Source organism: Streptomyces luteosporeus, from assembly GCF_039532865.1.
In the GTDB taxonomy this organism is placed as follows: Bacteria; Actinomycetota; Actinomycetes; order Streptomycetales; family Streptomycetaceae; genus Streptomyces; species Streptomyces luteosporeus.
In genome coordinates, this window is record NZ_BAAASL010000025.1 from 89,026 (window position 1) to 101,830 (window position 12,805).

Annotated in this window: 11 protein-coding genes; 10 read left to right on the forward strand and 1 reads right to left on the reverse strand. The window is 73.4% G+C overall.

Annotated features, from left to right (window positions below; genetic code table 11):
* Nucleotides 1–81: 81 nt before the first annotated feature.
* From ABD361_RS26795 to ABD361_RS26840, 10 genes are all read left to right on the forward strand, one after another.
* Nucleotides 82–816: a Mut7-C RNAse domain-containing protein gene (locus tag ABD361_RS26795; RefSeq protein ID WP_344438859.1), complete on the forward strand. Its 735-nt coding sequence runs from the start codon at nucleotides 82–84 to the stop codon at nucleotides 814–816.
* A gap of 81 nt (nucleotides 817–897) precedes the next feature.
* The gene (locus ABD361_RS26800) at nucleotides 898–1,167 is read left to right on the forward strand and encodes a DUF1876 domain-containing protein (RefSeq protein WP_344438861.1); all 270 of its coding nucleotides are present in this window, start codon (nucleotides 898–900) and stop codon (nucleotides 1,165–1,167) included.
* Between the two features lie 103 nt (nucleotides 1,168–1,270).
* Entirely contained in the window at nucleotides 1,271–3,007 is a 1,737-nt protein-coding gene (locus ABD361_RS26805) for a sensor histidine kinase (protein WP_344438863.1), read from the forward strand.
* Between the two features lie 51 nt (nucleotides 3,008–3,058).
* Complete coding sequence (locus ABD361_RS26810; RefSeq protein ID WP_344438866.1) at nucleotides 3,059–3,721, forward strand: response regulator transcription factor; 663 nt, start codon at nucleotides 3,059–3,061, stop codon at nucleotides 3,719–3,721.
* 293 nt (nucleotides 3,722–4,014) lie between these two features.
* Nucleotides 4,015–5,286 (forward strand): phenylacetate--CoA ligase family protein, encoded by a 1,272-nt coding sequence (locus ABD361_RS26815; RefSeq protein WP_344438868.1) that lies wholly within the window; start codon nucleotides 4,015–4,017, stop codon nucleotides 5,284–5,286.
* Nucleotides 5,283–6,608: an MFS transporter gene (locus ABD361_RS26820; protein WP_344438870.1), complete on the forward strand. Its 1,326-nt coding sequence runs from the start codon at nucleotides 5,283–5,285 to the stop codon at nucleotides 6,606–6,608. Before ABD361_RS26815 ends, ABD361_RS26820 begins: the two co-directional genes overlap by 4 nt.
* Nucleotides 6,605–7,747 (forward strand): GNAT family N-acetyltransferase, encoded by a 1,143-nt coding sequence (locus ABD361_RS26825; protein WP_344438872.1) that lies wholly within the window; start codon nucleotides 6,605–6,607, stop codon nucleotides 7,745–7,747. Before ABD361_RS26820 ends, ABD361_RS26825 begins: the two co-directional genes overlap by 4 nt.
* Nucleotides 7,744–8,901 carry a LuxE/PaaK family acyltransferase gene (locus ABD361_RS26830; protein ID WP_344438874.1) on the forward strand — a complete coding sequence of 386 codons (1,158 nt, stop codon included), beginning with the start codon at nucleotides 7,744–7,746 and terminating at the stop codon, nucleotides 8,899–8,901. The genes ABD361_RS26825 and ABD361_RS26830 overlap by 4 nt, the downstream gene beginning before the upstream one ends.
* Nucleotides 8,898–11,405: an acyl-CoA reductase gene (locus ABD361_RS26835; RefSeq protein ID WP_344438876.1), complete on the forward strand. Its 2,508-nt coding sequence runs from the start codon at nucleotides 8,898–8,900 to the stop codon at nucleotides 11,403–11,405. Before ABD361_RS26830 ends, ABD361_RS26835 begins: the two co-directional genes overlap by 4 nt.
* Nucleotides 11,406–11,482: 77 nt before the next feature.
* The gene (locus ABD361_RS26840; protein WP_344438878.1) at nucleotides 11,483–12,334 is read left to right on the forward strand and encodes a class I SAM-dependent methyltransferase; all 852 of its coding nucleotides are present in this window, start codon (nucleotides 11,483–11,485) and stop codon (nucleotides 12,332–12,334) included.
* Nucleotides 12,335–12,359: 25 nt separating this feature from the next.
* Here ABD361_RS26840 and ABD361_RS26845 read toward each other — a convergent pair.
* Nucleotides 12,360–12,805 (reverse strand): Hsp70 family protein (locus ABD361_RS26845; RefSeq protein ID WP_344438880.1); only part of this gene is annotated, 446 nt, incomplete at its 5' end.

Sequence of the window (12,805 nt, forward strand, 5' to 3'; positions counted from 1 at the left end):
GGGCCGGGCCCGTCACGGCTGCAAGCGGCCCGCGCAAAACCCGGGGGCGTTCCCGGCGGTGCGAGTGGCATGCTGTGGGGCGTGAACGGTCCGCAGATCCACCTGACTTTCGCCCCCGGCCTGCAGCTCTTCGTCGCCGCCGAGCGACGCCGGCCCCGGGCGCCCTTCGTCACCGACGGCGTCTCCACCCTGGGGCACGTCGTGGAGTCCCTGGGCGTCCCGCTCACCGAGGTCGGCCGGCTGCTCGTCGACGGCCGCCCGGTCCCCGTCTCCCACGTGCCGGCGGCCGGCGAACACGTGGAGGTGGAAGCGGTCGAGCGGCCCCAGGAGGTGCCGGGGGCACCGCTGCGCTTCCTGTTGGACGTCCACCTGGGCACGCTCGCGCGGCGGTTGCGGCTGCTGGGCGTCGACGCGGCGTACGAGAGCGAGGACATCGGCGACCCGGCCCTTGCGGCGCTCTCCGCCGCGGAGCGGCGCGTGCTGCTCTCGCGGGACCGCGGCCTGCTGCGCCGGCGCGAGATCTGGGCGGGCGGCTACGTCTACAGCGACCGGCCCGACGACCAGCTCAGGGACGTCCTGGGCCGCTTCGGCCCGCCGCTGGCGCCCTGGACGCGCTGCACGGCCTGCAACGGTCCGCTGCAGGACGCCGACAAGGACGCGGTGCGCGAACACCTCGAGCACGGGACGCGCCGCACGTACGACGTCTTCGCCCAGTGCGTCGCCTGCGGGCGGGTCTACTGGCGCGGCGCGCACCACGCGCGGCTGCAGGCGATCGTCGACGGGGCGGTCCGCGAGTTCGGGACGGCGGCGGCCTAGGAGCCTGCCTCTGACGCCACCGGTGTCGCATTCCGCCCCACGGGTGCACGCTGGAGAGGTACTGCCGGAGGAGGTGCACTCATGAAGACGATCGTTGGCTGGCACGTCGAGGTGGAGTTCGAGGAGATCGAGAAGCGGACCCACGCGGCGGTGCTGCTCAGGCTCCCGGACGGTACGGAGCTCAGGGCGCGGGCCCATGCCACCCGGCACCCGGACGACCCCGAGCAGGAGCGGGTCGGCGAGGAGGTCGCCGCGGCCCGGGCGCTGAACGAACTGTCCCGGGAACTGCTGCAGAAGGCCGGGCACGACATCGAAGAGGTCACCCATGTGGCCGCGCACCCCAGGATGTGAGGCGGGGCCCGCGTCCGCCGGCCAGGCCGGATCTACTTTCGTCGGACCACATCGCGACCTTCGGTGAATGTGCCGGACGGGCGGGTCTGCCTAAGGTGCGGGGGTGGATGCGACATCGTGGGCACGTGATCTGAGGCGGCGCCTGACCGACCGGCGGGAGTGGTCGCGGCGCCGGGTCGTCGGCGAGAGCCTGCTGGCCGTCGTCCTGGCACTGCTGACCGTCTGGTCGGAGCTGGTGGAGGACCACGGCTGGCCGAGGGCCGTCGCGGCGACCCTCGGCGTCGTGGTGCTGCTGCTGGTGCGGCGCGCGCTGCCCGCGACGGCGCTGATCGCCGCGGCCGTCCTGGCCGGGCTCGCCGACAGCGGGGCGGTGCTGGTGCTCGCGGTGGCCGGCTGGTCCGCCGGGCGCCGGATCGCCGGGGTGCTGCGGGCGCTGCTGGCCTTCGCCGCCTCCCTGGTGCTGTTCGTGGGGCTGGCCGCGTGGGCGGGGCACCAGTCGTCCACGTTCATCGTGGTGCTGAACACCCTGTTCTTCCTGGTGCTCACCGTCGTCCCCGGCCTGGCCAGCCGCTACTGGACCCAGCGCCGGACGCTGCTGCAGACGCTGCAGCAGCGCAACGCCCAGCTGCTGCGCGAGCGCCAGATGATCGCGGGGCAGGCCAGGATGCGCGAGCGGCAGCGCATCGCCCAGGACATGCACGACAGCCTGGGCCACCAGCTGGCCCTCATCGCCGTGCAGACCGGCGCGCTGGAGGTGGACCGGACGCTGACCGGGCAGCAGCGCGAGGCGGTCGGCGTGCTGCGCCAGGCCTCGGTGGCGGCGATGCACGAGCTGCGGGAGGTCGTGGGCATCCTGCGGGACGGCACCCCGCAGGACGAGCACTCCGGCTCCCGCGGCGTCACCGGCATTCCCGCGCTGGTCGACGCCGCGACGGCGGCCGGGATGCGGGTGTCCCTGGAGAGTACGGGGGAGGAGCGGCCGCTGGCGCCCGCCGCCGACCACGCCGGTTACCGGGTGGTCCAGGAGGGCCTGACCAACGCCGCCAAGCACGCGCCGGGGGCGCCGATCACGGTCGGGCTGCACTACGAGCCGGACTCCCTGCTGGTCGAGGTCGCCAACGGGACTGTGCCCCTGGGGCGGCGGGTCGCCGAGGCCGGCCGGAGCCACCCCGAGCCGGTGAGCGGCGGGCAGGGGCTGACCGGGTTGCGCGAGCGGGCCCGGCTGATCGGCGGGATGGTCTTCACCGGCCCCGCCGAGGGCGGCGGCTTCCGGCTCGCGGCCGTGATCCCGTACGACTCCGCGGAGGGCAGAGAGGCCGGTGCCGCCCAGCGGGCGGCCCTGGGGGAGGCGACGATCGCCGACGCGACGGACGACTTTCGGCGGCAGACCGGGCCCTGGGCTCCGGGCGAGGGTGGAGCGGTCATCGACCCGCTCGACCCCCGCGAGGAGTTCAAGGACATCATGGGCACCAAGAAGAGCAGCGGCTGTGCGATCGGCTGTGCAGCGGGCCTGCTGATCATGCTGGGGCTGGGGATCCTGGCCCTCTTCGGGGTCGTCCAGCTCGTGGACGAGCTCGACAAGGGAATGATCGAGCCCAGCGTCTACGAGTCCGTCCGCATCGGGGACTCCGAGCAGCAGGTGCGGCAGAAGCTGCCCTCCGGCAGATCGATCATCACTTCCGACGTGCGCGGCAAGATACCGGCCGAGCCGGCGGGGGCCAGCTGCCTGGTGCTGCTGTCCACCGACACCTCGCGCGGCCTGGACACCGATACCGTGTACCGGTTCTGCTTCACGGACGGGAAGCTGTCCGAGAAGCGTGAGTTCCACGTCAAGAGCTAGCGAGAGCCGGCGGGCAGCAGCCCCGCGCCCGGCACCAGGAGTTGAACCCAGTTGATCCGCGTCCTCATTGCCGACGACGAGCCGCTCATCCGGGCCGGAATCCGGATGATCCTCACCTCGGCCGACGACATCGAGGTCGTGGCGGAGGCGGCGGACGGGCGCGAGGCCGTCGAGCAGGCCCGGTGCCACCGTGTGGACGTGGCGCTCCTCGACATCCAGATGCCGCGGCTGGACGGGCTGGCCGCCCTGGCCGAGCTCGGCCGCAGCGCCCCCGGCGTCCGGGTGCTGATCCTGACCACCTTCGGCGAACGGGACAACGTGCTGCGGGCGCTGCGGCAGGGCGGCGCCGGCTTCCTGCTGAAGGACTCGGCGCCCGGCGAGCTCATCGGCGCCGTGCGGGCGGCCGCCGCGGGTGACGCCTACCTCTCCCCGGCAGCCACCCGGCACGTCGTCGACTCCCTCGCCACCGGGAAGGCCGGCGCCGCCGACACCCGTGCCGCGGAAGCCCGCAGACGCGTGGCGGTCCTCGGCGAGCGCGAGCTGGAGGTGCTCGCCCTGCTCGGCGAGGGCCTGTCCAACGCCGACGCCGGCCGCCGGCTGCACATGAGCGAGGCCACGGTGAAGACGTACGTCAGTCGCATCCTCGCCAAGCTGGAATGCGACAACCGGGTGCAGGCCGCCCTGCTGGCACGTGACGCGGGCCTCGGGCGATGAGGGATCTCCCTACGCACTCCTGATGGCGGAAAGCAAGGTTTCCGGCCATCTTCACCTGACATGTGGTCAGGGGAGTGGTCCATATGCGATATCTTCTAAGGCGTTCCGGCGCGACCGCGCGTCAGATCCAAAATCGTAGCCGCGGCACGACGCTGAGGATGCAATCCACGCACCTCACGGAACACCTTTCAACAGTCACGTGGCGGGCTCAACTGGCCAGAACCCGCCACGCATTGCTGTGTCGCAATACCCAAAGAACCTTCACCTGCCCGCATGACCTAGGCAAAGGCCATATGTCCGTCCTTCAACTATCGGACCTCATCAGTTATGCCCGCCATAACTCTCCCTTTTACTCGGCGCTCTACGCCGACCTGCCGCCCGGCACCGACCGGCTCACGGACCTGCCCGTCGTCGAGCAGGGCGCCTTCTGGGCGGCCAACACCCTCCACGACAACCGGGTCCTGACCGCCCCGCTGTCGGAAGCGGTCGTCTACAAGACCGGCGGCACCACCGGCGCCCCCAAGTTCTCCTGCTACACCCGCGAGGAGTGGCGCGAGTTCACCGCCGCCTTCGGCCAGGGCCTCGTCGACGCCGGCCTGCGCCCCGGCCACCGGGTGGCCGACCTGTTCTACGCCGGCGAGCTCTACGCCAGCTTCCTGTTCATCCTGGACTCCCTCGCCCAGGCCCCCGTCGACAACGTCCGCCTGCCCATCGGCGGCGCCGCCCCTCTTGAGACCACCGTCCCCGCACTCGAGGACTTCGCGGCCCACGTCGTCGCCGGCACGCCCACGACCCTGTGCCGCCTGGCCGAGCACATCGTCGCCACCGGCCGCACCCTGCCCGGCGTCGAGCTGCTCTTCTTCGGTGGCGAGGCGCTCTTCGACGACCAGCGCAGGCTGTTGCGCGCCGCGTTCCCCAACGCCGAAGCGCGCTCCCTGGGTTACGCGAGCGTCGACGCCGGACTCCTGGGCCGTCCCGTACCCGGGCCCGACCCCCGTCTGCACCGCGCGTTCACCCCGCACACCGTCGTCGAGATCCTCGACGAGACGACCGGCGAGCCCATCCGCGAGGCCGGCCGCCCCGGCCGCGTCGTCGTCACCCAGCTCTACCGCCGCCTCATGCCCGTCATCCGCTACCCCGCGGGCGACCGCGCCGCATGGGCCGACCCCGAGGCCGGCACCTTCCGCATCCTCGGCCGGGCCGAGGAAGGCGTGCGCGTCGGCCCCGTCTCCCTGTACTCCGAGGACACCTTCGCCGCCGTCGCCGAGGCCGACACCACCGGCCGCATCACCGGCACCCAGCTCGTCGTACGCCGCTGGGACGGCCGCGACGGGCTCGTGCTGCGCCTGGCGACCGCCCCCGGCGACGCCGACGCGGCCGGCCTGGAGGTCCTGGCCAAGTCGATCGTCACGCACCTGGACGAGGTGCGCCCGCTGTACCCCGACAGCGTCCGGGCCGGCCACGTGCACCCGGTCACCGTCGAATGGGTGCGCCACGGCGACCTGACCGTCAACCCGCGCTCGGGCAAGCTCGTCCGCGTCATCGACGAGAGGCCGACCGCATGACCGCCCCCGCCACGGACGCGGGGCGCGGGACGTCCCGTACGCCCCTCGTCCTGCGCAACCGCGCCTTCGGCACCGTCTGGGCCGCCCAGGTGCTCACCCAGGCCGCGGTGCGCATGTTCCAGGTCGGCGTCTCCTGGTGGCTCGTCGCCTACGCCGTCTCCGGCGGCCGGGGCCTGGCCTCGGGGCTGTTCATGGCCGTCAGCACCCTGCCCGCGGTCGCCCTGGCACCCGTGGTCGCCCGGACGATCGCGCGCCACGCCCACCGCTCGGTGCTGCGCGCGGCCGCGGCCGGCGCCGGCACCGCGGCCGCCGCCCTGGCCTGCTGGGCGTACGCCGCCGACCTGCCGCTGGCCGCGGCGTACGCGGCGACGCTGGCACTGGCCACCGGCCAGGCGTTCTTCGACCCCTGCCTGACCACCTCCGTCCCCGAGCTCGTCGACGACGCGGACATCGAGGCGGCCACCGGGTTCGAGCTGTCCACCCAGTCCCTGGCGAGCCTGGGCGGCGCCCTGCTCGGCGCCCTGATCGTCGACGGCGCCGGCCTGGCCGGCCTCGCCACCGGCTGCGCCGCCGCCTACCTGACGGCGGCCCTCCTCATCACGACGGTCCGCTTCCGCCCGCAGGCCGCCCACGGCGCCGCCGAGGATGCCACGAACACCGCGAACACCGAGGAGACGGGCGCTTCGGCCCAGCCGAAGCTGCGCCGGATCCTCGGCGGGCTCCCCTTCGTCCGCCGCATCCTGCTCTGCTTCACCGCGGCCAACCTCTTCACCACCGCCGTCTTCGTCATCATCCCCCTGTACACCCGCTCGGTGCTGGGGGACGGCGGCGGCACCGTGGCCCTGCTGGAGGCCTCCCTGGGCGCCGGCACGCTCATCGGCTCCTTCACCGGCGCCCGCGTCCCCGGCCGTCCCACGACCGCCGGTGCGTGCCTGATGGGCCTCATGGCCCTCGCCCTCGCCGTCCCCGGCCTGGCGCCGGGCCGCCCCGTCATGGCGGGCTGCCTGCTGGTGGCCGGCTGGTGCGTGGGCGTGATCGGGGTGCGCTTCGTCGCCCTGTTCCAGCGGCTGGTCCCGCCGGCCGACAAGCCCGGCTTCTTCGCCGTCATGCAGGCCGTCCTCGGCGCGACGTTCCCCGTCGCCTCCCTGCTGTTCGGCCTGCTCGGCGACCACGTCGAGCCCCGCGTCCTGTGCCTGGTCCAGGCGGCCGGACTGCTCCCCGCCGCCTGCGCCCTCGCCCTCCTGCGCGAGGAGCGCCCCACCGCGCCCACCGCCCCGGCAGCCCCCGAACCTCAGCTCACCGCCTCCGGAGGAGAGCGATGACCACCACGATCGACCGTGCGGCCCCCGCCGACATCGCCGATCTGCGCCAGCTCTACTACGCCGTCTACGGCCCGCACTACCCGGCCGCGCTGGGCACCGACCCCGCCGAGATGTCCCGCCTCATCGCCGACCCGCACACCCTGTGGCTGGTGGCCCGCTGCGCCCGCACCGGCCACCTGGCCGGCTCGGCGGCCATCCACGGCGAGCCCGGCAGCCGCATCGGCCGCCTCGAAGGACTGGCCGTGCACCCCGACCACCGGGCCGGCGGGCTCGCCCACACCCTGACCGACGAGCTGTGCCGGCAGATGCTCACCGCCGGCCGCCTGGACTCGGTGTACGCGACCGTACGCACCGTCAGCGCCGGCCCGCAGCGGGTCGTCACCCGCAACGGGTTCACGCCGCTGGGCGTCCTGCCCAACGCCGTCGACCTCAGCAGCCGCGAGAGCCTCGCACTCTACGCGCGTTACTCCCCGGGCGTGCTCGACCGGCGCCTCCCCGTGCCCGAGGTCCCCGCCCCGCTCGCCCAGCTGCTGCGCACCGTCGCCCGCACCCTGGGCACCGACGGCCCCGAGCCCCGCGCGACCGCGCCCGCCCCGGCGCCCGAGGGCCGCTCCACCGCACGGCTGGAGATGGTCGAGGCCCCCGCCTTCGTCCGCCGCCGCTTCCACGAGCGCTTCCCGGACGCGACCAGCTGGTTCTACCCGCTGCACACGCCCAACGCCCTGCTCGTCGCCGACGACGGCGGCTTCGAGGTGTACGCCTACCTCAACCGCACCGGCCGCTACTGCGCGCTGATCGCGGCCCACCCCTCCCCGGCCACTGCCGCCGGGTACCTCGAAGCCATCACCCGGACCCTCACCCGCGCCGGCACCGGGTACGTCGAGGCACTCGTGCCGCTCGCCGAGCACGGGCCGCTCTCCGCCTTCCTCGCCCAGGGGTTCATCCCCAGCGCCCTGTACCCGGCGATGCGCCCCGACCCCAGCGGCACCGGCTTCCACGACTACGTCGTGATGACCCGCACCGCCGAACAGATCGACTTCCGCGGCGTGGTCGTCGACACCGCTCTGCAGCCCTACGTGGACGCCTACCTGTCGGCCTGGGCGGCCACCTACCTGCCCACACTCGAGGTCGCCTCATGAACCCGATCAACCCCCACCTCGCACCGGTCGCCGTCCCCGACCCCGCGGCCCTCGCCGCCGTCCAGCAGCTGTGCGACCTGACCGACCCCTACGCCACCGGCCCCGCCGAGGACGAACTGTTCGCCGCCGCCATGGCCGAGAGCAACGCCTGGCACGCCGAGCGCTCCCCGTTCTTCCGCAGCCTGTACGCCGCGACCGCCGCCGAGCAGCCCTTCCACGCGCCCCTGGTGCACGCCAACTTCTTCAAGCGGCACGAAGTGCTCTCCATCGACCGCGACGCCGTCGACCTGCACCTGACCTCCTCCGGCACCACCGGCCAGAAGTCGCAGATGTTCTTCGACAACTGGACCATCCGCTCCGCCCAGCGCATGGTGGCCCGCATCTTCGAGCGCAACGGCTGGATCACCCCCGACCAGCAGGTCAACTACCTGCTCTACAGCTACCAGCCGGCCCCCGACCTGAAGCTCGGCACCTCCTTCACCGACAACTACCTGTGCGACTTCGCACCGGCCCGCCAGGTCGAGTACGCCCTGCGCCACACCGGAGGCGGCCACGAGTTCGACCCCTTCGGCTGCATCGCCGCACTCCAGCGCTTCGCACAGGACGACGCCCCCGTACGGATCCTGGGCTTCCCGGCGTTCCTGTGGTTCACCCTGGAGCGCATGCGGGCCATGGGCCTGCCGCCGCTGCAGCTGCCCGAGGGCTCCCTCGTCATGCTCGGCGGCGGCTGGAAGGGCAACGCCGACCGGCAGATCGGCAAGGACGCCTTCTACGCCCGCGTCACCGAACAGCTCGGCATCCCCTCCGAGCGCATCCGCGACACCTTCGGCTCCGTCGAGCACTGCATCCCCTACATCGAGTGCGAGCAGCACCGCCTGCACGCCCCCGTCTGGTCCCGGGTGTTCATCCGCTCCACCCGCACCCTCGAACCGCTGCCCTACGGCGAGGTGGGCTACCTGCACCTCGTCTCGCCGTACATCACCTCCGTACCGGCACAGAGCGTCGTCATGGGCGACCTGGCCGAGCTGCACCCGGGCGACGCCTGCGCCTGCGAGCTCGACACCCCCTGGTTCATCCACCGCGGCCGCGCCGGAGTGAGCCGCAACCGAAGCTGTGCGGTGGCCGCCGCCGAACTCATGAAGGGCCTGTCGTGACCACCGAGACCATCAAGCACCACTACTGGCAGGGCACCTTCGTCGACGACGAGGAGGCCGCCCGCCGCCTGGCCGCCCTGCCGGCAGCCGTCGAGGCGGCCCTGGCGACGCCCCTGCGGACCGAGACCGTCCTCGCCGCCTGCGACGCGCTCGCCACCGCCCTGAGCGAGCCCGGCCACCCCGTCCGCACCCGCCTGACCCCGCACCTGCCCGAGGACGAGGCGGACGCCGTCCTGAGCGAGCTGGCCGCCTTCCTCGCCCGCCCGCAGCTCACCCGCAAGCTCCGCCGCGAACTCGGCGACGGCGCCCCCCAGCGGCTGACCCGCCCCGACGCCAAGGAAACCGTCTACGAGGCGTGGGCGCCCGTCGGCCTCATCGCCCACATCGCCCCCGGCAACGCCGCCACCGTCGCCCCGCTGAGCATCGTCGAGGGCCTCCTCGCCGGCAACGTCAACGTCCTCAAGACCAGCAGCGCCGACACCCTCCTGGCCCAGCACCTGCTCGCCGAACTCGCCGCGCTCGATCCGACCGGCGCCCTCGCCGAACGCGTCATCGTGCTGCGCTTCCCCTCCTCCCGCCAGGACTGGCTGCAGCAGATGTGCGCGCCCGCCGACGCGGTTGCCGTCTGGGGCGGCGAAGCGGCCGTCGAGGGCGTCGCCGCCCACGTACCGCCCGGGTGCCGGCTGGTGGAATGGGGACACAAGATCTCCTTCGCCTACCTCACCCGCGACTCCTGGCAGGACCCCGCCACCGTCACCGCCCTCGCCGGCGACGTGTGCCTGCTCGAACAGCAGGCGTGCTCCAGCCCCCAGGTCGTCTACCTCGACACCGACGACGACAAGGACGTCTTCGCCTTCGCCGAACACCTGGCCCGTGCCCTCGCCGCCCAGCCGGCCGCCGAGGAGCAGCAGCCGCTGAGCCCGGGGGAGGAGGCCGAGCTCACCACCACCGAGCTCATCGCCCGCCTGGAGGAGCACCTCGGCCTGACCCGCGTCCTCGCCGCACCCGACGGCTCCTGGCGCGTCATGGCCGACACCCGCCCGGCCCTGACCGCCTCCCCGCTGCACCGCAGCGTCTGGGTCAAGCCCCTGCCCCGCACGGACCTGCTGCGCACCTTGCGCCCCATGCGCCGCTACCTGCAGACAGCCGGCATCGGCGGGAGCCGCGCCGACATCGCCGAGCTCTCCCGCCTCGTCCTCGCCGCCGGCGCCACGCGCGTCACCCCCGTTGGCGCCATGCTCGGCAGCTACGCCGGCGAACCGCACGACGGCGTCTACGCCCTGCAGCGCTACAGCCGCCGCGTCGCCGTCCAGGCCGACGAGCGCTTCGCCACCACCGCCTGCCTCGACGACCTCGTCCGCACCCCCGACGTCCCGGCGCCCGCCGGCCCGCTGCTCGACAAGGCCGCCGTGCAGGTGCTCAACGACGCCGTCGCGGCGCAGGACGCCGAACTGTACTTCCGCAGTGGCGGCACCACCGGCAAGCCCGCCCTGTCGCTGTTCACCTACGACGACTACGACACCCAGATGCACGCCGCCGCCCGCGGCCTGATCGCCGCCGGCTACGACCCGGCCCGCGACCGCACCGCCAACCTCTTCTACTGCGGCGGCATGTACGGCGGCTTCATCAGCTTCTTCTCCATCCTCGAACGCCTGGGCGGCGTCCAGCTGCCCATGGCCGCCGGTGCCGACCACCGCGTCACGGCGGAGACGATCGTCGCCCACCGGGCCGACACCCTCTTCGGCATGCCCTCCTACCTCTGGCAGCTCCTGCACGACCAGGCGGACCTGCTGCGCGCGTACGGCGGCATTCGCAAGATCTTCTACGGCGGCGAGCACTTCACCGCCGAACAGCGCCGCACCCTCACCGATGACTTCGGCATCGAGGTCGTCCGCTCCATCACCTACGGCAGCACCGACCTCGGCCCGCTGGGTTACCAGTGCACCGAGAGCACCGGCGGCATCCACCACCTGCACGCCGACCTGCACACCCTGGAGATCCTCGACACCGACTCCGACCGCCCGGTCGCACCCGGTGACACCGGCCGCCTCGTCTTCACCACCCACGCGCGCCGCGGCCAGAAACTCGACCGCTACGTCATCGGCGACCTCGGCCGGGCCGTGCCCGGCCCCTGCCCCTGCGGCAACCGCTCCCCGCGCTTCGAACTCCTCGGGCGCGGCGGCGACGTCATGCGCGTGGCCTCCTATTTCCTCAACTACCGCCGCTTCCTCGCAATCGCCGGGGCCGACTGCGGCTACAGCGGCGAACTCCAGCTGATCCTCAGCCGCTGCGACGCCCGCGAGCACCTGACCGTACGCGTCGAGCACTCCGCCACCACCGGCCCGGACGCCCTGCGCGCCGCCTTCCTGGCCGGCTACGAGGAACTGCGCTCGGCCGTCGACGACCGCCTGCTCGACCTGGCGGTGGAGCAGACGGACCGCGCCGGCTTCGCCCGCACCGCGAGCACCGGCAAGCTGCGCGCCGTGGTGGACAACCGCCACTGAACCCCCGCCGCCGTGGGTACGGCTCAGGGGGCGGGCCGCCGACCGGCGGTCCGCCCCCGATCACGGAGGTGGCACGGATGGCGCAGGACCCGGGGCTGCGGCCCGAGCCGCAGACGATGCACGCGGCCGTCGAGGAGGCGTACGGTCCGGGCGACCTCGGCGGTACGCCCCTGTTCGGCGGCGGGTTCATCAACTTCGGCCACTGGCAGGGCATCGACCTCGACGGCGAGCCGACCGAGGAGGACCGGATCCGCAGTCAGCAGGCCCTGTACCGGCACGTCCTCGGCACCCTGGCGCCCACCGCCGGGCTGCGCGTCCTGGAGGTCGGCTGCGGCCTGGGCACGGGGTGCGCGATGGCGCTCGCCGAGTACGGCGTCGCGCACGTCACCGGCATGGACATCCACCCGCGGCAACTCGACCGCGCCCGCCGGGCCCAGGCCGCCCTCCTGGCCGACGCCGACCGCCCGGGGCGGCTGGCCTTCGCCCAAGGGGCGGCCGAGGACATGCCGTTTCCCGCGGCCGCCTTCGACCGCGTGTACACCGTGGAGGCCGCCCAGCACTTCCGCGACCTCGGCGCGTTCGCCCGGGAGACCGCCCGGGTCCTCACGCCCGGCGGCCGGGCCGCGGTCACCAGCTTCTTCGTCCCGGACGCCCACCCGGACCGGCCCGGGCAACTAGCCGGCCTCCTGCAGACGTTCGCCGACGGCCTGGACGTCGCCCACAGCATCCCCGAGCTGACCGGGAGCCTGGAGAAGGCCGGCCTGACCGGGATCAGCGTCACCTCCATCGGTGCGTCGGTGTGGCCCGGCTGGGACCGCTGGCTGTCGACCATGTGGCGGCCCGGCACCTGGCCCCGCAACTTCCTGCGCGCCTACCGGGACGGCCTCCTGGACTACTACACGGTGACCGCCGAGCGGCCCGTGGGGTGACGCCGGGGCGTGACGCCGGGCCGGGTCAGGCCGGCCCGGCGTGCCCCTTGTCGTCGTCGACGATCTCGGCGTCGACGACGTCGTCGTCGGCCTTGGCCTGCTGGCCGTCACCGGCGGCACCGGCAGCTCCCTGCGCAGCCTGGGCGTCGGCGTACATGGCCTGGCCGAGCTTCTGGCTGACCGCGGCGACCTTCTCGATCGAGGTCCGGATGCCGCCGGTGTCGTCCGTCTTCAGCTTCTCCTTCAGCTCGGCGACGGCCGTCTCCACCTCACCCTTGACGTCCGCCGGGACCTTGTCCTGGTTGTCCCCCAGGAACTTCTCGGTCTGGTAGACGAGCTGCTCGCCCTGGTTGCGGGTCTCGGCGGCCTCGCGGCGGCGGTGGTCCTCCTCCGCGTACTGCTCGGCCTCCTGGCGCATGCGGTCGACCTCGTCCTTCGGCAGCGAGGAGCCGCCGGTGACGGTCATCTTCT

Bases quoted from the DNA above. Each gene is read 5' to 3' on its own strand.
- ABD361_RS26830 (WP_344438874.1), top strand. From the start codon at position 7,744: ATGAACCCGATCAACCCCCACCTCGCACCGGTCGCCGTCCCCGACCCC.
- ABD361_RS26825 (WP_344438872.1), top strand. From the start codon at position 6,605: ATGACCACCACGATCGACCGTGCGGCCCCCGCCGACATCGCCGATCTG.
- ABD361_RS26820 (WP_344438870.1), top strand. From the start codon at position 5,283: ATGACCGCCCCCGCCACGGACGCGGGGCGCGGGACGTCCCGTACGCCC.
- ABD361_RS26815 (WP_344438868.1), top strand. From the start codon at position 4,015: ATGTCCGTCCTTCAACTATCGGACCTCATCAGTTATGCCCGCCATAAC.
- ABD361_RS26800 (WP_344438861.1), top strand. From the start codon at position 898: ATGAAGACGATCGTTGGCTGGCACGTCGAGGTGGAGTTCGAGGAGATC.
- ABD361_RS26840 (WP_344438878.1), top strand. From the start codon at position 11,483: ATGGCGCAGGACCCGGGGCTGCGGCCCGAGCCGCAGACGATGCACGCG.